This window comes from Camelimonas sp. FR25 (assembly GCF_059740505.1).
Window position 1 is genome coordinate 20,100 of sequence record NZ_JCAWFG010000062.1, and the last position, 24,644, is coordinate 44,743.

Consider the following 24,644-nt stretch of genomic DNA (forward strand, 5'->3'; position numbering starts at 1 on the left):
GAAGCGTGCCGCTTCCGGTCTCCCGCGCCGTCCATGCCAGCGCCGCCACGGCGGCGCGTCGTCTGTGTCTTCGCTCAGGCGGAAATGCGTTCCTCGCCAGCCGGCTCACGCAGCACATAGCCGCGACCCCACACCGTTTCGATGTAGTTTTTGCCGAAAGAGGCGTTCGCCAGCTTCTTGCGCAGCTTGCAGATGAACACGTCGATAATCTTCAGCTCCGGCTCATCCATGCCGCCGTAGAGATGGTTCAGGAACATCTCCTTGGTCAGCGTGGTGCCCTTGCGCAGGCTGAGCAGCTCGAGCATCTGATATTCCTTGCCGGTCAGATGCACGCGCTGGCCGCCGACCTCAACGGTCTTGGCGTCGAGATTGACCACCAGATCGCCGGTGATGATCACCGACTGGGCGTGGCCCTTCGAGCGCCGCACGATGGCGTGGATGCGGGCGATCAGCTCGTCCTTGTGGAACGGCTTGGTCAGATAGTCGTCGGCGCCGAAGCCGAGACCGCGCACCTTGTCCTCCGTGCCGGCAAGGCCGGACAGGATCAGGATCGGCGTTTTGACCTTGGCGACACGCAGCGAGCGCAGCACCTCATAGCCCGACATGTCCGGCAGGTTCAGGTCCAGCAGGATGATGTCGTAGTCATACAGCTTGCCGAGGTCGACGCCTTCCTCACCGAGATCGGTGACATAGACATTGAAGCTCTCGGACTTGAGCATCAGCTCAATGCTCTGCGCAGTCGCGCTGTCGTCTTCAATGAGCAGAACGCGCATCTCGGCTCCCCAACGTCGTCTCGGTTACAGGCATAAGCGCCCGATAGCAGACCGCGCCATGAGCGGCGCTGACTGCCCTGTCGATCCGATTCGAAACGCTAACGGTTAACGGTTAACAAAATCTGATTCAGGCTGGCAAGCCGCCGCCCAATTGGTGACGGAATTGTGTCCATCCTGTTGAGAAGGCTGGATTATCCCGCCGCCGCCGCCGTTAACGGACTGGTTTAACGAATCGTTGCAAGTGATTCTGGCGACTCCCCCTCTGCATTGAGGGCGGTGTGTCGCCGACATCTGCAAATCTGGTGGTCAATGGTAAACAAATCATTGCCAACAGGCGCCAATTGCGGGCGCCGTGTGGACAGGGGTGTACAACGGTAAGGAAGGCTCAACCTTCCCGAGGCAATGTGGCCACAGGTTTGGCGCCGGTGGCGCAACCCCCAGGCGACCGGATGCCGGCCTGCGGGCCAGACGAATATTGGCGCAGGCCAGCACGGCTGTCGCCAGAGCGTTCTGGCGTGTTGTCGCCGGCCTTGGACGGGGAGCCACGAACGCTCATGAAATCGCGGGATACATTGCTGCGGCTCAAGCGCTTTCAGGCCGATGGCAAACGCCGTCGGGTGATGCAGATTGAGATGATGGCTGCTGAGTTCGAGCGCATGGCGACCGAACTTGAGCGGGAAATCGAACAGGAAGAGGCCCGCACCGGCATCACCGACCCGGAGCACTTCGCCTATTCGACCTATGCCGCAGCCTCCCGCTCACGCCGGGACAATTTGCTGCGTTCGGCGGGCGAGCTGAAAGGCCAGCTGCACGACGCCCGCGCCGAGCTTGACGAGGCGCTGGAGGAGCTGAAGGGCGTCGAAGCCATGGACGACCGGGAACGCGCCGACGACTGGCGTCCCGGCCCGGCCCGCGCCAGCCGCATCGGCGCCTGATCAGGCTGACCATTCTGGCGCGCTGAGCCGGCTGCGGTCAGGTAGGCCGGGGCGGTTCGCCGCCGTGGTCCCTTGCAACGGCCACGATGCGATTCTGTCGTAATAGCCCCGCGCTCCACAACTCCGCGCTCCAAGCGCGGGGCTCGCCGCATCTGGGCGTCCAGACCCGCGTGCTGCGCAGGCGCCGTCACAGCGGATGTGGCCGCCGCGTCCGCCTCCGCACGATTTTTGCCTTGCGACACACTGAAACTCGCCTATTTCAGGGGCAGCGCGGTTAATCGCCAACTTGCGGCGCGGGCGCGGCCAGGGCACACCCAGGGCGACGCGCACCGCCTGCGACAGGCAGCACCCTGGCAATCCGCGCGCACGGGCCGCTTGGTGATGAAAAAATACGCTGATTATATCTGGCCCGTTATCGGCCTTTGCGCCGTCGTGTTTTCTGGCTGGCTGCTGTATCGCGAGCTGTCCGGGCTGTCGCTGGCCGACGTGTCCGGCGCGCTCGGGGCCATTCCGCTGAAGAACTGGCTGGGGGCGATCGCCGCCACCATTCTCGCCTATGGCGCGCTGGCCTGGTACGACCGCATCGCGCTGCTACATCTTGGCAAGCATCTGCCGTGGCCGGCGATCTCGCTGGTGTCGTTCACTACTTACGCCCTGTCGCACAATATTGGCGCCTCGGTGTTCTCCGGCGCCATGGTGCGGCTGCGCGCTTATGGCGCCATGGGGCTGAGCCTCGCCGAGGTCGGCGTGCTTGTCGCCTTGTGCTCCTTCACCTTTGGCTTTGGCGCGGTGGTGCTGGGCGGCCTCGTGCTGGTGGGCGAGCCAGATATCATCCAGCGCCTGTTCGACGTGCCGCAGAGCTGGGCCTTTGGGGCCGGCGTGTTCCTGCTGCTGCTGGTGGCGCTTTACGTTTATGGCTCGTGGAAGGAATTCCGGCCGCTGCAGATCGGCAGTTTCTCGATCGTCTATCCGCGCATGCCGATCGTCATCCGCCAGCTGTTCGCCGCGCCGCTGGAGCTGATTGGCGCCGCCGGCATCATCTATTTCGCCCTGCCAGACGCCCATAACCCCGGCTTCTTCATCGTGCTCGGGGTGTTCGTCGCCTCATTCTGCGCCGCGCTGATCTCCAACGCCCCCGGCGGCATTGGCGTGCTCGAGGCGGTGTTCCTGATGGCCATGCCTGGCGTGCCCAAAGCCGACGTCATCGCCGCGCTGCTGGTGTTCCGCCTGCTGTATCTGCTGATCCCGCTGGCCTTCTCGCTGATCGTGGTGGTGCTGTTTGAGCGCTCGCGCCTGTCGAAGGTGATGCAGGAGCGGCTGGCCTCCGCCGGTCGCGACACGGACGGGAAGACCGGTTGAACAGGCCGGACCGACCTGGCGAAGGCGCGCCGCCGGCTTCGCATGAGACCGACAGTATCGACGTGGCGCGCGGCGCTGACGCCAGCGTCGCGGCGATCGCCGCCTGGCGCGCCCAGGCGGGGCGGCAATTGTTGCGACCGCTGCGCGCCCTGTTCGGGCAGGATCTCGACAAGCGCTGGCGCCGGCTGAAGCTCGGCCTGCGCGCGCTCGCCGGCAAGCCGGGGGGCGGCTGGTTCATCCCTTACCGCCACGCCCGTCCCGACGCCCGCCCGGCCTATGCAGCGCTGGAGCCGATCTTCTCGGCGGCGGCTCCGCGCATGCGCGAGGTGCTGGGCGACATTGTCCGCCTGCGACAGGACTTGCGCGCCATCCCGCCGTCCGGGCCCTCGCTGCGCTGGGGCCAGAGCTGGTTTCCGCGGCTCGACGCCGCCGTCGCATACGCCATGGTGCGGCGGCTCGGGCCGCAGCGCATCGTCGAGATCGGCTCCGGCCATTCGACGCGCTTCATGGCGCGGGCGCTCGCCGACATGCAGGCGCCGCCGTCACGGCTGCTGGCCATTGATCCTTCGCCGCGCGCCACGCTGGCCGAGACCGGCGTGACCCATGTGGCGGCGCTGGCCGAGACCGTCGATCGTTCCCTTTTCGCGGACTTGCAGGCTGGCGACATCCTGTTCATCGATTCCAGCCACATCGCCATGCCTGGCAGCGATGTCGACGTGCTGTTTCTCGACGTGCTGCCGCGCCTGCCCGCGGGGGTCTACGTCCACATTCACGATATTTTCCTGCCGGAGCCGTATCCGGCCAGCTGGACCTGGCGCGGCTATAATGAGCAGGGCGTGGTCGGCGCGCTGTTGCAGGGCGGCGGCTATGAACTGGTGTTCGCCAGCCAGTGGGCCAACCTTCGCCTCGCCGATGAGGTGACGGCGGCGACAGGTTTTCTGCCGCTCGCTGATGGGGCGCTGGAGACCAGCCTGTGGCTGTGCAAGCGCGCGGCGCCTGCCGGCTGATCAGCATTGTCGCAGGAGGCTGGGGGCGATGACCGCCAGCCATGGGGCGGGCGCCAAAGAAAAAGCCGCCCTGCGGCGGCCTGGAGGCGGACACGGCGCCGGGGCGGCGCGCTTGCGGGGCAGGTCTGGGGATCAGCCATGCCCTGAAATGTGCGACAGCACCAGACGGGACGCGAGGTCCGGTCTGATGCTGTGGCTGCTCATTGCCTGTAGAGCTGGATGCGCGTGGTGCGCAGTCCCGCCAGACCATGCTGATCGATCGACATCTGCCAGCTGAGGAATTCCTCGACCGTCAGCGTATATCGGTTGCAGGCCTCTTCAAGGCTCAGGAGGCCGCCGCGCACGGCGGCCACGACTTCCGCCTTGCGGCGGATGACCCAGCGTCTGGTGTCCGGAGGCGGCAAGTCTGCGATGGTTAGCGGACTGCCGTCTGGCCCGATCACGTATTTGACCCTCGGGCGGTGGGTTTCGCTCATGGTACGCTCATACACTCAATGATCCATGCCGATGAGGCACAATGGCATGCGTGGCTTTAAGAATTGCCTAAAGCAAATCAACGGCTTTTCCCGCTTCTGAACGTAGTAAACGGCGTCTTTACCGTGATGCGTCGCGGGCGCTGGCGCCGCCCACGCCACGCCCCATGTCCGTGCCGTAGCGACACAGCTGAGGCAAAGCCGGCCAGTTGCGCGCAAGCGCACGCAACGTCCCGGTAAGAGTTGGCGGGCCGCACGGCGCGCTGCGGTGACGCCATATGCCCTGGCGCGCCGGCGCTGGCGGCGATGGCTGTGGCGTTTTAAGGCCGGAGCCGCTATCAATTGCCGACGCTGCGGCAGGGCGGGCGCGCCTGACCTTTCGTGGCGTGCAGCGTCACGCGGCCGCCATTTTCATCGGGCAAGCCGGCGCGGCCGTCAGCCGGGCGATCCCGGCCTCGCATGGGCATGACCATGGATCGCGGTCTGGCGGGTGGCTTGGCGGGTGGCCTGGCAGGAGGCCTGGCGGGCGCCTTGAGGCGACCTTTGGCTGTGCGTTGCGGCTGTCGCGTCGTCCCGTCGCCAGGGTCGCTGGCCCCGGCCCGTCTTGAAGAGTAGACCAACCGGGCGTGCGCCCGTTCGGGCGTCGTCCCGACGGTCAGTCGCCCGGATCGCGCAGAGTCAGGAACCATGTCCGCCACACCGCTGAACAGCCTCGATCTGCCGCTGGCGCCTGCCGATACGCGCGTCGTCGTCGCCATGTCCGGGGGCGTCGATTCCTCGGTGGTGGCGGCCCTGCTCAAGGACCAGGGCTATGACGTCACCGGCATCACCTTGCAGCTCTACGATCATGGCGCCGCCGTGCAGCGCAAGGGCGCCTGCTGCGCCGGCCAGGACATTCACGACGCTCGCCGCGTCGCCGACCGGCTCGGCATTCCGCATTATGTGCTCGACTATGAGGACCGCTTTCGCGAGGCGGTGATCGATCGCTTCGCCGACAGCTACCTGGCCGGCGAGACGCCGATCCCCTGTGTCGAATGCAACCGCACGGTCAAATTCGCTGATCTGCTGCGCACGGCGGTGGAGATTGGCGCGCATGTGCTGGCCACTGGCCATTATGTGGCGAGCCGCCTGATGCCCGATGGCCATCGCGGCCTGTTCCGGGCGGCGGATCCGGACAAGGACCAGACCTATTTCCTTTACGCCACCACCCAGCCGCAGCTCGACATGCTGCGGTTTCCGCTGGGCGGCATGAACAAGGCGCAGACGCGCGAGCTGGCGCGCCACTATGGCCTCGCCGTCGCCGACAAGAGCGACAGCCAGGACATCTGCTTTGTGCCCAATGGCGGCTACGCCGAGCTGATCCGCAAGCTGCGGCCCGAGGCGTCGGTGGCTGGCGATATCGTGCATGTGGATGGCCGCGTGCTGGGCCGCCATGACGGCATTATCCGTTTCACCGTGGGACAGCGGCGCGGGCTCGGCCTGTCAGGCGGCGAGCCGCTGTATGTGGTGGCGCTGGATGCGGCGAAGGCCCAGGTCATCGTCGGGCCGCGCGAGGCGCTGCTGACCCGGCGCATCAAATTGCGCGACATGTCGTGGATTGGCGGCCAGCCGCTCACGGCGCTGCCAGAAGACGGCCTCGAGGTGGCGGTGCGGGTGCGCTCGACCCGCGCCCCGGCCCCGGCTGTTCTGCGCTGCATCGACGGCGTCGCCGAAGTTGAGCTGGCGGTGGGCGAGGAAGGCGTGGCCCCTGGCCAGGCCTGCGTGATCTATGATGGGGCGGGCGGCGATGCACGCGTGCTTGGCGGCGGCGTCATTGACCGCGCGCCGCGCCAGGCGCTCGCCGGCCTGGGTGGGCAGGCCGCCGTGCCGGCGCTGCCGGCGGCGCAATGACGACTGGGACGAGGGGGAGTGAATGGCGCTGACTTCAGGCAAGAGCGGCGGCGCGTCGGAGCATGGCTTCGACCAGCCAGACCTGTCCTCGATGAAAAAGGCCTACGCCCGCTGGGCGCCGGTTTATGACCTGACCTACCGGCGTCTGACGGCGCCGGGACGCAAGGCGGCGGTTGAGGCAGGGCTCGCCTGCGGCGACACCATTCTGGAAGTCGGCGCTGGCACTGGCATGTCGCTGGAAGATTATCCGCGCCAGTGCAGCGTCATCGCCACCGATCTGTCGGAGGACATGCTGCGGCTGGCGGCGCGCAAGGTGCGCGAGCAGGGGCTGGAGCACGTCAAGGGCGTGCTGGTGATGGATGGCTGCCGGCTCGGTTTCCCCGACGGCGCCTTTGACGCGGTCAGCGCCCAGATGATGATCACCCTGGTGCCCGATCCGGAGGGCGCCCTCGACGAATTCGCCCGCGTGCTGCGCCCCGGCGGCGAGATCATTCTGGTGAACCATTTTGGCGCCGATGGCGGGGTGCAGGCGCGCGTTGAGGAAGCGGTGGCGCCGCTGGTCAGCAAGGTCGGCTGGAGCTCGGCCTTCAAGGTGTCGCGCCTCGCCGCCTGGGCGCAGCGTCGCGGTGATTTCAGCATCGCCGAGGTGCGGCCGCTCAAGCCGCTGGGGTTCTTCACCCTGGTGCGCCTGCGCAAGGCGGGCTGAGGCTGCGGTTGAGGCGCGGACAGGGCGGCCGGGCGTGGTGAGCGGGCGCCGCTGACGCCACGTTGTCCTGGGTTTCGACCTCCTCCGCACGCCGTGATGCAGCCATTGGCGCGGGGTGAGGATAACTGGGCCGCCGCGCCTTGACAGGGTGGCGAGGAGGCCCGTATATCCGCCCCAGTCTTCGGGCGGCGGCGACGCTGGTTCGATGTGGCGGGGTAGCTCAGTTGGTTAGAGCAGCGGAATCATAATCCGCGTGTCGGGGGTTCGAGTCCCTCCCTCGCTACCATTCATCTCCCGCAAGACGCGCTTTCCTCTCCTATGATCTCGGTAGCGTTCGGCGGCGGTCAGGCCTGTTCTGACGGCCCTAATGCGCGTGGCGTGCTGGCGCGCACGGCTTTCGCTGGCTGATGTGGTCGCAGGCGCTGTCGCTGTGTCTGGTCATCCTGATGGTCAGCGTGGCTTCCCTGGCCGCATTTGCGTCTGGATCGCCTTCGCGTTTATCGCACGCATTGCAAACGCCTGCGTCAGCATGCCAGCCACACGCGCCCGGCGCGCCGAAAGACGCCACCGCTCCCTCGCGCCTCCGTTCCCGCTCGCTCGTCCCCCATCGGGCGCGCACGTTCTCGTCGCGCCCGTCATGCCCGTGCTCGTCACGGGCATCCACGCCCGACGCGTCGCGGCGCTGCCCGGGGCATGGCGCCCGTCATTGTGGTGGCGCTCCCTGGCGTGCGGTTGTCGCGATGAAGACGTGGATGCCCGTGACGAGCACGGGCATGACGGGCGGGTCGTGGGGGGGCTGCGGTCGTCAAATGGTTGAGGACTGGGTGACGCTGTGGTGGGCGGGGGGTAATGGCGGCGATGGGTGACGAGGGGCGGGAAGGCTCTGCGGCGCCTGGTCAGGAAGCGGGCCCGGCGCCGTCATGCTCGTGCCTGTCACGGGCATCCCCGCCCGACGCGTCGCGTCGCTGCCCGGGGCATGGCGCCCGTCATTGTGGTGGCGCTCGCTGGCGTGCGGTCCTCGCGATGCAGACGTGGATGCCCGTGACGAGCACGGGCATGACGGGCGGGTCGTGGGGGCTGCGGTCGTCAAATGGTTGAGGGCTGGGTGACGCTGTGGTGTGCGGGCGGGGTAATGGCGGCGATGGGCGACGAGAGGTGGAGGCTCTGCGGCGCCTGGTCAGGATGCGGGCCCGGCGCCGTCATGCTCGTGCCTGTCACGGGCATCCCCGCCCGACGCGTCGCGTCGCTGCCCGGGGCATGGCGCCCGTCATTGTGGTGGCGCTCCCTGGCGTGCGGTTGTCGCGATGCAGACGTGGATGCCCGTGACGGGCACGGGCATGACGGGCGGGTCGTGGGGGCTGGGGTCATGAATTGGTTGAGAGATGGGTGACGCTGTGGTGGGCGGGGGTATTGGTGACGAGGGGTGGCATAGCGGCGCATCGCAGGGGAAGGATGCGTGCGCTCAGTAGTGTTTCAATGTTTTAAAGTAGAATGTTCAAAATGAAAAATGCCTTCTGCGGCTGTGATATCTATATTATATTATACTTTAACGTCGTGCTCAATAATGCATGATCGAATCAAGCAAGTTGCATGGAAGGCGTCTTGAATCCTGAACGCAGGAGACATGGGGGCGGATATGTCGGAATTTGCTGGAGGGCGACGGCGCGGCTGGCTGCGGCAGGCCGTGCTTGGTGGGGCAGGCGTCGGCCTGTCATCGACCCTGGTCATGGCGGCGGATTTGCCGGCGGCCCAGGCGACGGCGGTGGAATATGTCAAGGTTTGCGCCACGCATGGCGTGGGCTTCTTCTATATTCCCGGCACAGACACCTGCATTCGCATCGGCGGGCGTGTGTCCTTTGCCTATGAATACGCCCAATATCGCAGCCTGTCGGGTCAGGATAAATCCAATTTCATCGCCGCCGGGCGCATTCAGCTTGACGCGAGGACGGCGACGGCCTGGGGGACATTGCGGACCTTTGTGCGGTTCGACATCGCCAGCCGCACCGGCCAGCAGCACGGCGCCTCGGGCACCTTGCGCAATTATGGCCCGCTCGGCTTCAACGCCAGCGGCGTCGACACCTACAACCGCGCCTATAAATATGTCGAGGTCGACAAGGCGTTCATCCAGTTCGCGGGATTGACGGCAGGTCGGGCGACGTCATTCTACGATTTCTACATGACCGATATTGAGCTGACGAATTTCTCGATCACCTCAAACGCCGCCTCCACCAATCTCATCGCCTATACGGCGAAATTCGGCCCAGGCTTTAGCGCCACTCTGTCGGTGGAAGACCCTAGTTTCCGGCGCAACCCGCTGTTCTTTGGCGCGGTCACCGACACCGGCGGCGTCGCCCCCTTCGTCGGGCTCAAAGCCGGCGTCGCCAATCCGGGCCTGTGCCTCAACGGCACGGTGGTGGGCTGCACCTTCGGCGCGCCGGTGTTCACCTATGGCGCCGATGGCCGTGTGCGCGGCTTCACCTATGTCGACGTGGCGCAACGGCTCAATGTGCCGGACTTTGTCGCCAATCTGCGCGTCGATCAGGCCTGGGGCTCGGCGCAGATCTCGGTGGCGGCGCATCAGATATCGGTGGGCAATATGACGGGCGGCCTGCCCAATGGCGGCGTGGCGCGGCGACCGGACGCCAAATGGGGCGTGGCGCTGCAGGGCGGGGTCAAGTTCAACCTGCCGTTCCTCGCCAAAGGCGACGCGCTGTGGCTGCAGGCGGCTTATGCGCGGGGGGCGATGTCCTATACCGGCATGTCGGCGCCGATCGGCCATGGCAGCGCGCTGCAGGCGGGGATTGGCGGCGGTTCGCGCTTTAACGCCTACAAGCTCGACGGCTATATCGATCCGGTCAATGGCGCCATCCAGCTCAGCACCAGCTGGTCGACCACCGTGGCCTTCCTGCATTACTGGACGCCGCAGTTACGCTCGGGCTTTGTCGGCAGCTATGGCCAGCTGCGCTATCCGTCGGGCGCGCGCGTCAACGGCCCGGTCGGCAATGTGGCGGCGGGCCCCAATGGATTCGCCAGCATCGCCTTCCGCAATTTTCACCAGTTCGTCGGCCTGACCAATCTGGTGTGGTCGCCGGTCAAGGATCTCGATATCGGCGTCGAGGCGCTATACCAGCGCATCGACGTCAAGGGGCGGGTGTTTGACGCCAATAAGGGCGGCGTCGCCACCGGTCGCACCACCTCCTATGACGACAATTGGGTGACCCGCCTGCGCATCGACCGCACCTTCTGATGCCAGGGGCCAGGATACCAGGAAGCCAGGCGCCAGGATGCTGACGCATCCGCATCCTGACATGCTCAGGCGCCGCATGCGCTTTCGTGAGGCCAGAGCGTCGACAGGTTCGGGTGGGTGGGTGCAGCGGCGCCGACAGGCGGCGATGATTTATGGCGCCGCCGGCGTCGGAGTCCATAACGCGAGCCGGTTGACATAGGCCACGCGCCAGCCGCCAGGCAGCAGCTCCAGCAGGGTGATCGACAGCGGATCGATGACCAGCGACAGCGCGGCGTCCAGCTCCATGGACAGGGCCGTCGCCACGGCGGCGCGGATGGCGCCCGAGTGGGTGACCAGCACATGGTCGCCCGGCGGCAGCGAAAGCAGAAACGCCTCAACGCGCCGCGTCTGGTCGGCGAAGCTTTCGCCTTGAGGTGGGGCGTTGCGGGCGGCGTTGGCCCAGAAGGCGCCATAGGCCTCGCCCAGTTCGGTCGCCAGATCGGCGTGCCGACGGCCGGTCCAGTCGCCAAAATTCTGCTCGGCAAGGCGCGCCTCTAACTGCGGCGCATAGCCAAGCGCCGCCGCCGTCTGGCGGGTGCGGGCGGCGGGGCTGCACCAAATGGTCGCCCCTGCGGAAGCTGCGAGGGCGGCGCTGGTGGCGGCGATGAGCGCGGTATTCGAGACATCCGCCGGCGCCTGGGGGCCGTGGATCACCCCTGCCGGGCCATCGACCGGCGCGTGGCGAACGAGATGCATGCGGCGGATGGCGGCGGACATCAGGCGGCGCCCAATGGCAGCTGGCTGGCGAGGGCGGCGAACAGCGTGAGCAGAGCGATTTCGACCATCTGTTCAGCGCAGCCGAGCACATCGCCGGTGTAGCCGCCGATCTGCCGCAGCGCCAGCCAGCGCACCGCCAGCGCCGCCACGGCGGTGACGGCGAGCGCCGGCGCCAGGAAGGCGTGGGGCAACAGCAGCGCCGCGAGCACCGCGCCGAGCAGGCCTGCTGTGACCGCAACAGGCCAGTCTGGCGGACCGGCGGCGCTGGCGAGGCCGTTGCTGCGGGCGTTTGGCGTCCAGCGGCTGATGGCGGCCATGGGGGCGCGGCCGAGGGCGCCGCAGGCGGCCAGCGCCGGAACCGCCAGCGACAGCGGCAGGGCGGCGAGGCAGCTGACCTTGATCAGTGCGCCCAGCACCAGCGCCAGCGCGCCAAATGTGCCGACACGGCTGTCTTTCATGATCTCCAGCCGGCGCTCGCGGCTATAGCCGCCCAGGCCGTCGGCGACATCCGCCAGTCCGTCCTCGTGCAACGCCCCGGTGAGCATGGCGCTGGCGAAAAAGGCGATGGCGGCGGCGGCGAATGCCGGCACGCCAGCGCTGGCCAGCAGCCAGTACAGCGCCCCCACCAGCGCGCCGATCAGCGCGCCGATCAGCGGGATCACCCGCAGGCAGCGGGCGAGGCTGCCGTCGCCATGGCTGACCTGCATCACCGGCACGCGGGTCAGGAACGAGGTGGCGAGGATGAGATCGTGCAGAATATCCCGGATCAGCGGCGGCATGATCAACTCCCTGGCGGCCCGAACCGGCGCGCCGTATCGCCCGGCATAGAGCATCATCGGCGCAACTTGAACCGGAGCCTGCGCGCATTCTGGCGCAGGCGCGCTGATGCAGGCGCATCCGGCGGCCCTGCCCATTATTCATCTCGCAAAACCCCTGTGGCTGAGGCGGCGCGCGTCATGCGCCCTTCCGAAGCGGGCGGGGCTGGTGCAATACTGCCACATGCGCCGGGGGGCGCGCTGGTGGGCGCCGCCCCACCTTTGTCTGCATTGGAGGCCGTCCGGCGCCGTTCGCGCCGCCGGCCCCAGGGGGAGCATGATTTGCCTGAGCATTCGCCAGCCATGGGACGCGCGCAAGGCGTTCGCCTGTTGTCGCCATCCCTGTCTTCTGTCGGGATCATTGTCGCCCTCGTGGCCCTGGCCGCCTCGCTGACCCCGGGCCTTGTGCCGCGCACCTGGGAGACCCAGGCGGCGCTGTCGGGCGGCACGGCGGCGATCGGCTATGGCGTCGGCGTGTTTTTGGCCTGGCTGTGGCGCTTCATGGAGCTGCCCGCCGGATCGCGGCCTGGCCTGCGCATCGCGCGCCTTGTCGCCATGCTGGCCGCCGCTTCGCTCGCGCTGTTCGCCATGTATTACGCAAGGGCCTGGCAGGACAATCTGCGCCAGCTGATGGAGATGCCGGCGCTGGAGCGCGCCCATATGCTGGAATGGGGCCTGGCGACGCTGGTGCTGTTCGCCGTGCTGCTGCTGCTCGGGCGGCTGTTCCGGCTCGTGCTTCAAATAGTGGCGCGGCGGTTGCAGCGGGTTGTGCCGCCGCGTATCGCCGCGGTGATTGGGGTGGCCTGCGCCATCGCCCTGTTCTGGGGCGTGTTCGAGGGCGTTTTGTTGCGCGCCGGCCTGCAGATGATGGATTCGTCGTACCGGGCGGTGGATGCGCTGATCCCGCCGGACAAGGCCGCGCCCACCAATCCGCTGGCTTCAGGCTCGCCGCAATCGCTGATCAAATGGGACGAGCTGGGCGCCCAGGGGCGGCGCTACGCCATTGGCGCTCCGGATGAAAAGGAACTTGCCGAATATGCTCCTGGCCCGGTGAAGCAGCCGTTGCGGGTCTATGTCGGCATGCGCGCCGCTGACACGCCGCGCCAGCGCGCCGCTCTGGCCCTGGCCGAGCTGAAGCGCATCAAGGCGTTTGAGCGCAAGACCCTGGTGATCATCACCCCGACGGGCACCGGCTGGGTCGATCCGGGCGGCATTGAATCGGTTGAGTTCCTGGAGAATGGCGACATCGCCAGCGTGGCGGCGCAATATAGCTATCTGGCCAGCTGGCTGTCTTTGCTGGTGGAGCCAGGCTACGCCGCCGACATGGCGCGCGAGCTGTTCCTCGCCGTCTATGGCCACTGGACGACGCTGCCAAAAGACGCCCGGCCCAAACTGTATCTGCATGGCCTGAGCCTCGGCGCCATGAACAGCGAGAAATCGGCGGAGCTGTTTGAGGTGATCGGCGACCCCTATCAGGGGGCGATGTTCGCCGGCGCGCCGTTCCCCAGTCGGGTGTGGCGCAGCATTACTGACAATCGCAACCCTGGCTCGCCGGAATGGTTGCCGACCTTCCGCGACGGCTCGCATGTGCGTTTCACCGCCCAGCGCAATGTGCTGGCGGAGCAGGGCAGCCATTGGGGGCCGATGCGCACGGTCTATCTGCAATATGCCTCCGACGCCGTCACCTTCTTCGCGCCGTCGTCGTTCTGGCGCGAACCGGACTGGATGAAGGCGCCGCGCGGCCCCGACGTGTCGCCGCTGCTGCAATGGACGCCGGTGGTGACCTTCTTCGCCCTCGGCCTCGACCTCGCCACCGCCGTGGCCACGCCCATGGGTTATGGCCATGTCTATGCGCCGGAGCATTATCTCGACGCGTGGGAGGCGATCGTCGAGCCAGGCTGGGACAAGGCGCGCATCGACCGGCTGAAGCAGCGCCTGCGCCAGCGCCAGGAGGGCGACGACAAATAGGCTGGCGACGACAAATAGGTTGGCGACGAAACGTCAGCCGCCCACGACGGCATGACGCCGCAACGCCATGGGCCCCGCGCCGGCCGATAGCAGGATGCGACGATGCTGACGCATCCGTATCCTGACAGGTGCAGGCGCCGCACGGGCTTGACCAGAACCCGATAAGTTCACGCTCTTCGGGTTCTGGCGTCAGGCCGCCCCGGCCTCGCTCTCGCACAGCGCCTTGAGCTGGTCGGCGACGATGTTCCAGCCTTCGTCAAAGCCCATTTCGCGATGGCGCTGCATGGCCTCGTCGCTCCAGTGCCGGGCGCCGGCCCGGTAATGCACGCCGCCTGCGCCATCGGGCTCAATGGTGAAGAAGCCGATCATGAATGGCTCCTGCGGCCAGAAATCGCCGGAGATGGCGTCGGTCGCCACATAGCGGCGTTCCGGCTCCCAGGCGAGGATCAAGCCCTCGGAATGCATGGCCTCGCCATCGGGCCCGTGGATGATGCTGACTTCGCGCCCGCCGGGGCGGGCGTCGCGCGACACCAGCTCGAAGCGCCATGGCCTGGGGCAGAACCATTCGGCCTGGCGCTCCGTCAGGATGCGCCAGACCAGCGCAGGCGGCGCCTTGATCTGGCGGGTGACGCTGAGCTCACGTTGCGGCGCTGCGTCGGTTTTTGCCTGATCGCTCATCGCCACCGCCTCACTTTGGCGCCGCGCCAAGGCTGACCACCGGCACAAAGCCGCCGAAGATCATGCGCTTGCCGTCGAAGGGCATCGGGTTTTTGGTCTGGTCGAAGCGTTCGTCGGCATTGGCCGGATCCATCATCCGGGTCATGGCGGCGTCACGCGTCGCCTTGTCCGGCCATTCGATCCACGAGAACACCACCGCCTCATCATCCTTCGCCTGCACGGCGCGGCGGAAATCGGTCTGTACGCCTTCCGGGACATCATCGCCCCAGCATTCCAGCACCCTCAAGGCGCCAAGCTCCAGAAACGCTGCGTCAGCCAGCGCGGCGTGGGCGCGAAATTTCTCGCGATTGGCCGTGGGCACGGCGATCACGAAGCCATCAATATAGCTCATCAGGGGCTCTCCTCCATATAGGATCACTTGGCGGGCTTAGGCGCCGGCCCAGTGGCATGGCGCACCGCGACACAATCGGGCGGCGCCGCAGTCCTCATTCCTGGCGCTGCCGTCATCCAACAGCGCCAGGGGACGCTGCATTGCAGCTTCTGCGCAAAAGTTATAAATAACAACTATGAAGTTAGAAAAAATAACTGACAAGGACGTGACCCCGGTGCGGCGCAGTTATGATGACGCCTGCGGCATGGCGCATGCGCTTGAGCTGCTGGGTGAACGCTGGTCGCTGTTCGTGGTGCGCGAACTGATGCTGGGGCCGCGCCGCTTCAGCGAATTGCGCGGGGCGCTGCCAGGGCTGAGCGCCAATGTGCTGACCCAGCGGCTGGCGGGGCTGGAGGCGCATGGGGTGCTACAGCGCCGGCGGCTGCCGCGTCCGGCCGACGTGCAGGTCTATGAGCTGACACAATGGGGCTATGAGGCCGAGGCGGTGATCCAGGCCATGGGGCGCTGGGCGGCGCGCTCGCCAGCCCATGATCCGACGCTGCCGATCAGCGGCGTTTCGGTGCTGCTGTCATTCGGCGCCATGCTGCAGCCGGCGCGCATCGGCGATCTGCGGCTCAACATCGGTTTCCGCTTCGGCGCCGACACCTATCTTGGGACCATCGGTCCTGATGGCTTTCGCGTGGCCCAGGGCGCCGCGCTCGCTGGCGACGTCGTTTTCTCAGGCCCACCCGCTGCGCTGGCGGCGCTGGTCTATGGCGGCGCGACGCTGGAGATGGCGGAAGCCGCAGGTTTGACGGTGCAGGGCGACCCGGCGCTGGCGCTTCGCTTCGCTGGCCTGTTCAGTCTGCCGCCGCGCGCCCTGCCAGAGGGGGCGACCGCGGAGGCCTGACGCCAGGGCGTACAGACGACGACGCCCCGGCGGATGCTCCGTCGGGGCGCGTATTGGGCAGCGGTGAGGGCGGCGTTATGCCAGAATCCGATGAGCATGACTCATCGGATTCTGGTCAAGCCCGTGCGGCGACTGGGCGCGTCAGGCCGCCTTTGCCTCGACAAAGCCCTTCCAGCCGGTGGCCATATAGTCGATGAACTTCGGCCCAAGCGCCTCCTTGGCGAGGTGGTCGCGCGACACCGGCAGCGGCAGCGAGGCAAAGGCCGGATCATTGATCGCCAGACGCGGGAAGTCGTGGTGAATGATGGCGCCGCGGCCGATCAGCACGAAATCGGCGCCGGCGTCGAGGCAGGCCTGGGCGGTGGCGGCGTCCATGATCTTGCCGGCGACGCCGAGCGGCGTGTTCCCGCGCGGCAGATCGGTGAACAGATCGATCAGCCGCTTGCCGGCATAGGTCTTGTCCTCCGGCTCCTTGAAGACGCTCCACAGCGACATGTCGAGGTAGTCGATCTTGCCCGAGGTCATCAGCGCGGCGGCGAGCGTGCGGGCCTCGCCCAGATCGATGCCATAGCGTTCCGGCGACAGTCGCACGCCGAGCTGGTAGTCGGCTTTGGTCGAGGCGCGGACGCCGTCGATGATCTCGTGCAGCAGCCGGGCGCGGTTCTCCAGCGAACCGCCATATTCATCGTCGCGCTGGTTGGCGACGTCGAGGAAATGGCACAGCAGATAGCCATGGGCGCCATGCAGCTCGACGCCGTCGAAGCCTGCCTTTTCGGCGCGGACGGCGGCGGCGACGAAATCGTCGCGCAGCTGGCGCACCTCATCGGTGGTGAGGGCGCGGGCCCCGGTCTCGGCGATGGCGATGGGAGCCACCGGCTCGCCGCCCAGTTCGCGCTGGGCGCGCTGGCCGGAGTGCTGCAGTTGCACCGAGGACAGGCTGCCGGCGGCGCGGATGCCGTCAGCGAGGCGGGTGAGGCCTGGCAGCAGGTCGTCGCTGAAAATGCCCAGCTGACCGGGGAACCCCTGGCCGCCGCGCTGGATATGGGCGGCGCAGGTCATGGTCAGGCCGAAATCGCCCTCGGCGCGACGCACCAGCCAGGCGTATTCATCCTCATGCAGGGTGCCGTCCGGATTGCTCTGCATATTGGTGAGCGGGGCCAGCATGAAGCGGTTCTTCATGGCCGCGCCGCGCGGCAGCGGCAGGGTGTCAGCCAGCGATCTGTCAGTGGTCGCTGCAGTGGCGCCTGTCATGCGCATATCCTTCCCGTGATTGATGTCATTGGCCGCCATAATTTGGGCCACAATATCCTGGGCGCATTGCGCGGCGCCAATCGCTGGCGCCGGCACAAAAGCGGAGGGCTCTGGCCGCGATCTCAGGCGGCCTCGACGAAGCCTGGCCAGCCCTTGGCCAGATAATTCATGAAGCGCGGACCCACGGCCTCCGCTTCCAGATGGGCGCGCGGCGCCGGCAGGGCAAGGGCGGCGAAGTCCGGGCTGGCGATCGCCTGCTGCGGGAAATCGGCGTGCAGGATGGCCCCGCGTCCGATCAGCACGAAATCGGCCCCGGCGTCGAGGCAGGCCTGCGCGGTGGCGGCGTCCATGATCTTGCCGGCGACGCCAAGCGGGGTGTTTCCACGCGGCAGATCGGTGAACAGATCGATCAGGCGTTTGCCCGCGTAAGCCTTGTCTTCCGGCTCCTTGAATACGCTCCACAGCGACATGTCGAGATAGTCGAGCTTGCCCGAGGTCATCAGCGCGCTGGCCGTGGCGCGGGCGTCGTCCATGCTGATGCCATAGCGTTCGGGCGACAACCGCACGCCGAGCTGGAAGGCGCCGCCGGTGCTGGCGCGGATGCCGTCGATGATCTCATTGAGGAAGCGCATGCGGTCCTCGAGCGAGCCGCCATATCCGTCGGTGCGGTTATTGGCGCTGTCGAGGAACTGGCACAGCAGATAGCCATGGGCCGAATGCAGCTCGACGCCCTGGAAGCCAGCCTTCTCGGCGCGCACGGCGGCGGCGACGAAGTCGTCGCGCAGCTGCCTGATCTCGTCGGTGCTGAGGGCGCGGGCGCCGCTGTCCTCGATGGCCACGGGGCCGACCGGTTCGCCGCCAAGCTTGGCGACGGAGCGATGCCCTGAATGGCCGATCTGCAGCGACGAGAGGCTGCCGGCGGCGTGGATGCCGTCGGCGAGGCGTGCAAGCCCTGGGATCATGGCGTCGTCATGGACGCCGAGCTGGCCAAGGGCGCCCTTGCCGCCCATGGTGACAAAGGCGGCGCAGGTCATGGTCAGGCCAAAACCGCCAGCGGCGCGGCGGGTCAGCCATTGCAGCTCGTCATCGCCCAGCGAGCCATCCTGGTTGCTCTGCATATTGGTCAGCGGCGCCAGCATGAAGCGGTTCTGCATGGCCGCGCCGCGCGGCAGCGTAACCGTGTCGGTGAATTGTCTGGCGTGAGCGTCCGTCATCGCTGCAGCGTCTGTCATGCCCCATCCTTGCTTGCGTTTATCCATCCCATCATTGCGATGGTTCTGGCGCAAAGCCGGGGAGGGCGCAATCGGCGCTGACGCATAATACCAGCCCCCGATGAGCATGACCCATCGGGGGCTGGTCAGGCGGCTTACCAGCGCACGCGCATGCCGAGCTTGCCGCCGAGGCGGTAGCTGTAGCCGTGACCGGAGAGATTGGTCGCGGTGAGGATCTCGCCATAGAGCGAGAAGGCGTCGCCATTGATATTGTAGGAGCCGCCGAGGCCGACGCTGGCCCAGGTGCGCGCCTCTTCATTGCGCAGGCGCGCGCCGGCGAGATTGACCGTCACGCCAGCGAGGAACTCGTGGTGCAGATTGACCACGCCATAGAAGCTGGCCCGCCTGGCGGCGCCTGAGGCGTCGAGCCACGGGCGCTCATGCTGCAGCGCGAGGCCAAGGCGGCCCTGCAGGCTCTGGGCGTCGCCGGCGCTGACGCCAGCGCCATAAGGATCGACGAAGCGGTCGTAGCGCACGCCGGTCCAGGTCAGTTGCGCCTGCGGAACCAGCGTCAGGTACTGCGACAGGCGCAGGCGCTGGCCAAGCTCGAGGCTGAGCGCATGGCCGAAGCCCTTGACGCCATCCGCCATCTTGCGGCCCAGCGTGTGCGAGGTCAGATCGGTGTCGAGCCAGGCGAGGCGACCCTGGGCGTCAGCGTAGAAGCCATTGGCGCCATACCATGTGGCCGTGGCGCCAAGGCCATAGCCGGTGGTGTGGTTCTGGCCGCGTCCGAAGGGCGAGGCGATGTCGGCGAACACCTGGCCGTAGTGCAGATTGACGCCGCCGACCAGCGTGCCCGCAGGGCCGCTGAAGGCGAGGAAATCGAGGCCGGTCTCCGCCCGCCACTGGCGCTGGTCGACACGGGCGCCGCTGGTGGAATGGCCTGACGCGGCGCGGCTGATCTGGCCGTCGAAGCGGCCCCAGAAGCCGCGCGTCTCCGTGGCGCCGGCGGCCGCGCCGCCTTGCTGGCCCGCCCCGGAGGTCGCCAGCGCGCCATCGTGCCAGAAGCGGTTGCCGACGCGTTGCTGCAAGGTCGGCAGCCCCATCAGCCCCAGCGCCACACGCGGCATGGTCTCATACAGCGGCGCGCCCGGCTGGTAGATCGGTGTGGGCGCTGGCGGAATGGGCGCCGGATTGGGGCCAGGTGGATTGGGGCCAGGAGGATTGGGACCTGGCGGGGTCGGCGGCTCTGGCGGCTCTGGCGGCGTCGGCGTCAGCGTCGAGCGCAGATACCAGTGGCCGTCGTCCGGCGTGCTGACGCCATTCTTGTGCAGCGTATAGGAATAGGCGCCGGCGATCACCGCGGGCTGGCCGAGCAGGCTGTAATCGCTGAGCAGGCTGAAGACGCCGTCGGAGGCGCCATCGACCTGGATGATGCGGATGCCTTCAACCGTGGGCGCGCCAGCGCCGCCGGCGTTGCTCACCCGCACATTGCTGGCCCCGGCGGTGGCGCCGGTGACATGCAACAGGTCGGTGACGGATGGGTCAGCGCCCAGCGCCACATCAAGATTGAGCAAGGAACCGGCGCCGCCGGTGTAATTGCCATTGATGGTCAGCACGTCGCCGGCCCGGCCATTGCCGAGATTGACGACGCCCGAGGCATTGAGCACGTCGCCGGTGGCGATGAAGCCAGCCGGCCCGCTGCCATCGCCGCCCGCTTCGAGCACGGCGCCGCCGGCTAGCTGCAGCTGGTTGAAGCGGGTCTCAACGGAGCCAGCGCGCGGCGCCAGCGTCCAGCGTGCGCCGGTATCGAGATTGACATACAGGTCTGAGGCGGCGGCGCCACGGGTGGTGAGGCCGGTGACCTGGGCGCCTTCGCTGACATTAAAGGTGGCCGAGGCCGCCCAGTTTCGCCATGCGGATGCATCCTGCACCTCGAACAGCCAGCCATCGACGGGGGCGATCGCGGCGCTGGCGGCGCCGCGCAGGCTGAGCGTGGCGTTGGTCTGGCCGGCGTCAACGCGGAACAGCGAAGCTGTGGTGGAGGTCGTGCTGAAACTGGTGTTGTTGAACTGAGCGACGGCGCCGTCAGACTGGGTGCGGGCGCTGATGTCCTGGTTGCCGAACTGGATGGCCATGGCCGCCGAGGCCACCGCTCCGGAGCTGCCGGCGGCATTGGCGTCGAGAATGGTGCGGTCGCCCAGCATGAGGATGGCGGGTGTGTCCGGCGCGGCCGTGGTGTCAAAGTTCATGACGCCGGTTGAGTAGAACCGCGCCGAGCCCGTACCGAGATCGCGCACCTTGCCGAGCTTCAGCGCATTCGACAGCGTGCCGGCGGTGACGATGCGGCGTCCTCGACGTGCACCTGGCTATCGCCGCCGGAAATATAGACCCCGGGGCTGTATTGGCCCCTGGTTTCGATATCCAGCATGTTGGCGATCTGGACATAGCCGGATGTGCCCTGAACCTTGATGGCGCGAATGCCAGCGCTGATGTTGAGCTGGGCGCCGACGCTGCTCGACGGGCTCGTGTCCATGCGGATCGTGGCGTTGTCGAGATAGACATAGGAAAACGCATGTGCCTGCGACGCCGCAGAGCCCGCGCCAGCATCCACCGTATTCCCGGCGAGAATGCCGTAATTATACAGCGTGTAGGAATAAAGACCGAATGATGGGAAATTGAAGAATGAGTTCGACTGGTTGTTGACCAGAATGTCGACGCTGTAGTCCCTGGCGCGAATGATGCCAGCGCTCGAGGCACCCATGCCGGTCTTCGACACATTGGCCGGGCCGGCCCGCATATCCAGCGTAATATTCTGGGCGTTGATCTGGCTTGGGGTTCCCGTGGCCGGGCCGCTGGTCGTCACCTCGGAGGCGCCGACGCCAGCCGTGGCGAACGGGTTGTAGGTCGACTGCGGAGTCAGAACGATGGTCGCATCGCCCGACACATTCAGCGTGCCGCCATAGCTGCCTGCTGCGTAACCGCCGGCTGACATGAAGGTGGTCCAGCCAACGGTGGGCGCATAGGCGCCGCCTGCGACGGTGCAGGTCGAGCCGCCGGTGGCGCCGACGTTGTTGGCGGTGTTCATGCAGGCCGCCGATGCCGGGGCCGCGAGAAGCAGGGCGCCGGTCGCCAGCGTGGCGTAGCGCAGAAAGCAAGCGGACATATGGTCGTTTCCCGAAGGGACGATGCGTTGCGTGTGGCGCAGCGTCTGGCCCTGGCGCGCCGCGTGTTGCGGTGTTCATTGCGCTAAAATCGGCGACGAAATGTCCGGATGTCCAATGTATAATGATGATACAGCGAAGCTGTAGTCATTATTCCAGGTGAAATGATGTATTTTGACAACAAAATATATGGCTAAGATAGCGATTGCTGGACTTTTGTCTTAAGTAAGTTCCGTATTACTTATAGTAAAGCTTGCGGTTGCGTCGCGGTGCGTCGGCTCGGCGCAGTCAGGGCGCACGGTTCGCCACGACGGCGGGTCGCCGCAGGCTGCCGGGGCGACACAGGGCGACACAGGGCGGCGAGGGGGAAGAGGCGCGGCACGGTCAAACTGAGGCGCCGGGTTTTGCACAATGGCTTCGCCGGGCGTTGCACAGAGGCTGCGCCGGGTCTTGCACAAAGGCTGCGCCGGGTCTTGCACACCACTGGTCAAGTCAGTCGACGGGGGCGAGCAGGGACCAGGAGACCGGCGCGCATGCGCCTTGCCGGGCGGGGAGGTCGCTGGGGAGCGCCAGGTTCAGGCCGCAGCCGGGAGGGCCAGGCAGGGCAGGCGCATCTCGGCGTTCAGGCCGTCACTGCGCCAGTCGCGCGCTATGGCGCCGCGCGCCGCCTGGATAATCCGGTCGATCATCTGGGCGCCGAAGCCCGTCCGGGTCGGCGGTCCAGAAATCACCGGACCGCCGCTCTCGCGCCAGAACAGTTGCAGGTCGTCGCCCGCCTGCGCCCAGTGCACCCGCACCTGGCCGGCTTCAGCCCCGAGCGCGCCATGCTTGACCGAATTGGTGGCGAGTTCGTGCAGGAACAGGGCCAGCGTGGTCATGTCGCGGCGATTGATGTGCAAGACGTCGCCAACAATGATGCATCGCTCGCCATAGGGCCGCAGCACCGCCGCCACCAGGGCGTGCAGCGGCAGGCTCATGTCGGAGGCAGGCGCCGCCTCCGGTTCGGTGAAAGCGCAGTCGGCGGCGCGGATGAGCGCGCCGAGCCGCTCGCGCAACAGGCTGACGGCGTTCTCTGGCGCGCCGGCCCGCGCCGCGTCCTTCTCGGATATCGAGATCAGACTGGAGACAATGGCGAACAGATTCTTGATGCGGTGCTGCATCTCGCCACTGATCAGCTGCTCCCGCGCCATGGCCGCGGCGATGTCGCGCTCAAGTCGCACTTTCTCAGTGACATCCCGCGAGACGCAGACAATGGAGGTGACGCAGCCCTGGTCGTTGGTGACCGGCGTCAGCAGATTGTCCCAGTAGGTGACGCCAGCTTCAGTGACGCTTTGTCCGGCAAAGCGGGCGGACTGGCCAGCGGCGGCGTCGCCCAGGGCCACTTCGCCCGCAGCACGCACCGACTCGGGCAGCAGTCCTAGCCACAGCATGCCCAACGGCGCCGCGACGCCGACGCCCAGCGCCAGCCGTCCAGCGCGATTCATGGCCAGCAGGCGACCTTCAGGCGTGATGATCTTGACGCAATCCGGCGTGGCGTCGAACATCGCCTTGTTCACATCCGACAACGGCGCGTTGGACTCGCGCACAGGCTCGGGAAACAGCGCAACTGTCTTCATCAAGGCGCCCACCCCGTACTCCTTCACCCATTTCGCCCAACGCGGCCAGACATCCTAGGACAACTTGGCAGCTGGCTCAAGATGTATCCAGACCTTGCTTGAATCTCTTTATGGTCAAGCTCGCGCTTATAGTGCTATATATTGTCAGATGTACTGCTATTACTAAAACAATTGCGCATGGCCGTGCATGGCGTCCAGGGCTGCGCGGTGACTCAGCGGACGCAAGCGGAAGGCGCCGGCAGGAGGCATGGCGAATAGGCGCCGGCATCTTGTTGTGCGCCAGCGCAATATGACGACTGGCGCGTGATGGCCCCGGGAGCGGCCGCTGTGCGCCGCTGTGCTGCTCCATGCTGAAGCGCGACGTCGCGACCGGGTGACGACCCCGGGCGTCCCAGCAAATCGGACGATCTATACTACGCATTGCCCTGATGCGTTGCGCCGAAATAATGATGCGAGGCGCATGTGGCGCTTCCGTATCTGGCGACAGGGCAGTGTGTCGGCCGCCGGCTGCGACCGGGGACATATGCCGTCGCCAGGCCGCCGGGGCCGGCGCGCTGACATGGTTCCGCGCCTGATTTTCTGTTCCGACGCGGCCCGTTCTATCCGGACGATGTCAATTGGAATGTCGCTGACATGACGCTACGTACCGCCGCCGTATTGTATTCTTCTTATGATCATTCCGCGTCGCCGATGAAAGCCTGGGATCCGCCGCCTGTCGTCGCGCCGCATCTGCCTGGCGTCGATGTGACCTGTGTCGCCATTCACAAGGCGACGGCGGTTTCGCAGGTGGCGGCGATCGCGCGTCAGGGATTTGATGTGGTCATCAACCTGTGCGACGGCTCAGCGGACGATGATATCGCTGGCGTCGAGGTGGTGAAGACGCTGGAGCGCTGCCATGCTCCCTTCACCGGCGCCGGCAGCGATTTTTATGACCCAGGTCGGCGCGGTATGAAAATGGCGGCCCATGCGGTCGGGGTCGCTGTGCCTGCCCATGTGGAGGCCAGTAACGTGGGCGACGCGATGCAGGCGGCGGCGTCCTTCATCTACCCCCTGATCGTCAAACATCCCCATGGCTACAGTAGCGTTGGCCTGACGCCGGATTCCAGGGTCACCAACCCGGCTGAACTGGAGCGCGAGGTTACGCGCATGCTCGACGCTTATGGCGCCGTGCTGGTCGAAGAGTTCATTGAGGGGCGCGAATTCACCGTGTTGGTGACCGAGCCGCGACATGATGATGAACTCGCCTGGTCCTTGCCGGCTCTGGAGGTGCGTTTTCCCGATGGCGCCTCGTTCAAGACGTTCGATCTCAAATGGAAGACTTTCAGCCAGATGGAGCAGGTGGCTGTCAGTGACGTGGATCTGGACGCGGCGCTACGACACGCAGCGACGCGCATTTTCCACGCCCTGAACGGGGAGGGCTATGCGCGCTGCGATTTTCGATTGTCGGCAGAAGGAGAAATATTCTTTCTAGAGATCAATCCCAATTGCGGCCTGTTCCGGGCGCAAGACGCCTAT

The 24,644-nt window shown here is 66.6% G+C and carries 20 protein-coding genes and 1 tRNA gene; 10 read left to right on the top strand and 11 right to left on the bottom strand.

What is annotated here, in order from left to right; all coding sequences use genetic code 11:
* Positions 1-74: 74 nt before the first annotated feature.
* Positions 75-773 carry a response regulator transcription factor CtrA gene (gene ctrA, locus AC6A67_RS07395; protein WP_498035906.1) on the bottom strand — a complete coding sequence of 233 codons (699 nt, stop codon included), beginning with the start codon at positions 771-773 and terminating at the stop codon, positions 75-77.
* Positions 774-1,327: 554 nt separating this feature from the next.
* On the opposite strand from ctrA, the gene AC6A67_RS07400 reads away from it, so the two are divergent.
* The 3 genes from AC6A67_RS07400 to AC6A67_RS07410 all read left to right on the top strand — a co-directional run bounded on the left by AC6A67_RS07400 (position 1,328) and on the right by AC6A67_RS07410 (position 4,074).
* Complete coding sequence (locus AC6A67_RS07400) at positions 1,328-1,708, top strand: flagellar export protein FliJ (protein ID WP_498035907.1); 381 nt, start codon at positions 1,328-1,330, stop codon at positions 1,706-1,708.
* A 381-nt stretch (positions 1,709-2,089) separates the two neighbouring features.
* Positions 2,090-3,067, top strand: a complete 978-nt coding sequence (locus tag AC6A67_RS07405; protein ID WP_498035908.1) for a lysylphosphatidylglycerol synthase transmembrane domain-containing protein — start codon at positions 2,090-2,092, stop codon at positions 3,065-3,067.
* Positions 3,064-4,074: a class I SAM-dependent methyltransferase gene (locus AC6A67_RS07410; protein ID WP_498035909.1), complete on the top strand. Its 1,011-nt coding sequence runs from the start codon at positions 3,064-3,066 to the stop codon at positions 4,072-4,074. Before AC6A67_RS07405 ends, AC6A67_RS07410 begins: the two co-directional genes overlap by 4 nt.
* Positions 4,075-4,274: 200 nt before the next feature.
* Here the strand turns inward: AC6A67_RS07410 and sciP are convergent, their stop codons facing one another.
* Positions 4,275-4,550: a CtrA inhibitor SciP gene (gene sciP / locus AC6A67_RS07415; protein ID WP_498035910.1), complete on the bottom strand. Its 276-nt coding sequence runs from the start codon at positions 4,548-4,550 to the stop codon at positions 4,275-4,277.
* A 684-nt stretch (positions 4,551-5,234) separates the two neighbouring features.
* Between sciP and mnmA the strand changes: the two genes are divergently transcribed.
* The 4 genes from mnmA to AC6A67_RS07435 all read left to right on the top strand — a co-directional run bounded on the left by mnmA (position 5,235) and on the right by AC6A67_RS07435 (position 10,390).
* Positions 5,235-6,437: a tRNA 2-thiouridine(34) synthase MnmA gene (gene mnmA / locus AC6A67_RS07420; RefSeq protein ID WP_498035911.1), complete on the top strand. Its 1,203-nt coding sequence runs from the start codon at positions 5,235-5,237 to the stop codon at positions 6,435-6,437.
* A gap of 22 nt (positions 6,438-6,459) precedes the next feature.
* The gene (locus AC6A67_RS07425) at positions 6,460-7,143 is read left to right on the top strand and encodes a class I SAM-dependent methyltransferase (protein WP_498035912.1); all 684 of its coding nucleotides are present in this window, start codon (positions 6,460-6,462) and stop codon (positions 7,141-7,143) included.
* A gap of 209 nt (positions 7,144-7,352) precedes the next feature.
* A tRNA-Met gene (locus tag AC6A67_RS07430) sits at positions 7,353-7,429 on the top strand.
* Between the two features lie 1,350 nt (positions 7,430-8,779).
* Positions 8,780-10,390: a porin gene (locus tag AC6A67_RS07435; protein WP_498035913.1), complete on the top strand. Its 1,611-nt coding sequence runs from the start codon at positions 8,780-8,782 to the stop codon at positions 10,388-10,390.
* A 150-nt stretch (positions 10,391-10,540) separates the two neighbouring features.
* Here the strand turns inward: AC6A67_RS07435 and AC6A67_RS07440 are convergent, their stop codons facing one another.
* Positions 10,541-11,146 (bottom strand): histidine phosphatase family protein, encoded by a 606-nt coding sequence (locus AC6A67_RS07440; RefSeq protein WP_498035914.1) that lies wholly within the window; start codon positions 11,144-11,146, stop codon positions 10,541-10,543.
* Complete coding sequence (gene cobS, locus AC6A67_RS07445) at positions 11,146-11,925, bottom strand: adenosylcobinamide-GDP ribazoletransferase (protein ID WP_498035915.1); 780 nt, start codon at positions 11,923-11,925, stop codon at positions 11,146-11,148. Before cobS ends, AC6A67_RS07440 begins: the two co-directional genes overlap by 1 nt.
* Before the next feature lie 366 nt (positions 11,926-12,291).
* On the opposite strand from cobS, the gene AC6A67_RS07450 reads away from it, so the two are divergent.
* Positions 12,292-13,929 (top strand): alpha/beta hydrolase, encoded by a 1,638-nt coding sequence (locus tag AC6A67_RS07450; protein WP_498035916.1) that lies wholly within the window; start codon positions 12,292-12,294, stop codon positions 13,927-13,929.
* A gap of 189 nt (positions 13,930-14,118) precedes the next feature.
* Here the strand turns inward: AC6A67_RS07450 and AC6A67_RS07455 are convergent, their stop codons facing one another.
* Both AC6A67_RS07455 and AC6A67_RS07460 read right to left on the bottom strand, forming a co-directional pair.
* Positions 14,119-14,607, bottom strand: coding sequence for an SRPBCC domain-containing protein (locus tag AC6A67_RS07455; protein ID WP_498035917.1), 489 nt, complete (start codon positions 14,605-14,607; stop codon positions 14,119-14,121).
* A 10-nt stretch (positions 14,608-14,617) separates the two neighbouring features.
* Complete coding sequence (locus AC6A67_RS07460) at positions 14,618-14,998, bottom strand: DUF1428 domain-containing protein (protein ID WP_498035918.1); 381 nt, start codon at positions 14,996-14,998, stop codon at positions 14,618-14,620.
* Positions 14,999-15,173: 175 nt separating this feature from the next.
* Here AC6A67_RS07460 and AC6A67_RS07465 point away from each other — a divergent pair, with 175 nt between their 5' ends.
* Positions 15,174-15,887 carry a winged helix-turn-helix transcriptional regulator gene (locus tag AC6A67_RS07465; RefSeq protein WP_498035919.1) on the top strand — a complete coding sequence of 238 codons (714 nt, stop codon included), beginning with the start codon at positions 15,174-15,176 and terminating at the stop codon, positions 15,885-15,887.
* Positions 15,888-16,028: 141 nt separating this feature from the next.
* Here AC6A67_RS07465 and AC6A67_RS07470 read toward each other — a convergent pair whose 3' ends face one another.
* The 5 genes from AC6A67_RS07470 to AC6A67_RS07490 all read right to left on the bottom strand — a co-directional run bounded on the left by AC6A67_RS07470 (position 16,029) and on the right by AC6A67_RS07490 (position 23,129).
* Positions 16,029-17,138: an NADH:flavin oxidoreductase gene (locus tag AC6A67_RS07470; RefSeq protein ID WP_498035920.1), complete on the bottom strand. Its 1,110-nt coding sequence runs from the start codon at positions 17,136-17,138 to the stop codon at positions 16,029-16,031.
* 122 nt (positions 17,139-17,260) lie between these two features.
* On the bottom strand, positions 17,261-18,370 hold the full coding sequence (locus AC6A67_RS07475) for an NADH:flavin oxidoreductase (protein ID WP_498035921.1): 1,110 nt from the start codon (positions 18,368-18,370) through the stop codon (positions 17,261-17,263).
* Between the two features lie 134 nt (positions 18,371-18,504).
* The gene (locus AC6A67_RS07480; RefSeq protein WP_498035922.1) at positions 18,505-20,649 is read right to left on the bottom strand and encodes an autotransporter family protein; all 2,145 of its coding nucleotides are present in this window, start codon (positions 20,647-20,649) and stop codon (positions 18,505-18,507) included.
* Positions 20,650-20,660: 11 nt separating this feature from the next.
* Positions 20,661-21,515 carry a hypothetical protein gene (locus AC6A67_RS07485; RefSeq protein WP_498035923.1) on the bottom strand — a complete coding sequence of 285 codons (855 nt, stop codon included), beginning with the start codon at positions 21,513-21,515 and terminating at the stop codon, positions 20,661-20,663.
* Between the two features lie 573 nt (positions 21,516-22,088).
* Entirely contained in the window at positions 22,089-23,129 is a 1,041-nt protein-coding gene (locus AC6A67_RS07490; RefSeq protein WP_498035924.1) for a PAS domain-containing protein, read from the bottom strand.
* Positions 23,130-23,915: 786 nt separating this feature from the next.
* Between AC6A67_RS07490 and AC6A67_RS07495 the strand changes: the two genes are divergently transcribed.
* On the top strand, positions 23,916-24,644 hold a 729-nt coding region (locus tag AC6A67_RS07495), incomplete at its 3' end, for a D-alanine--D-alanine ligase family protein (protein ID WP_498035925.1).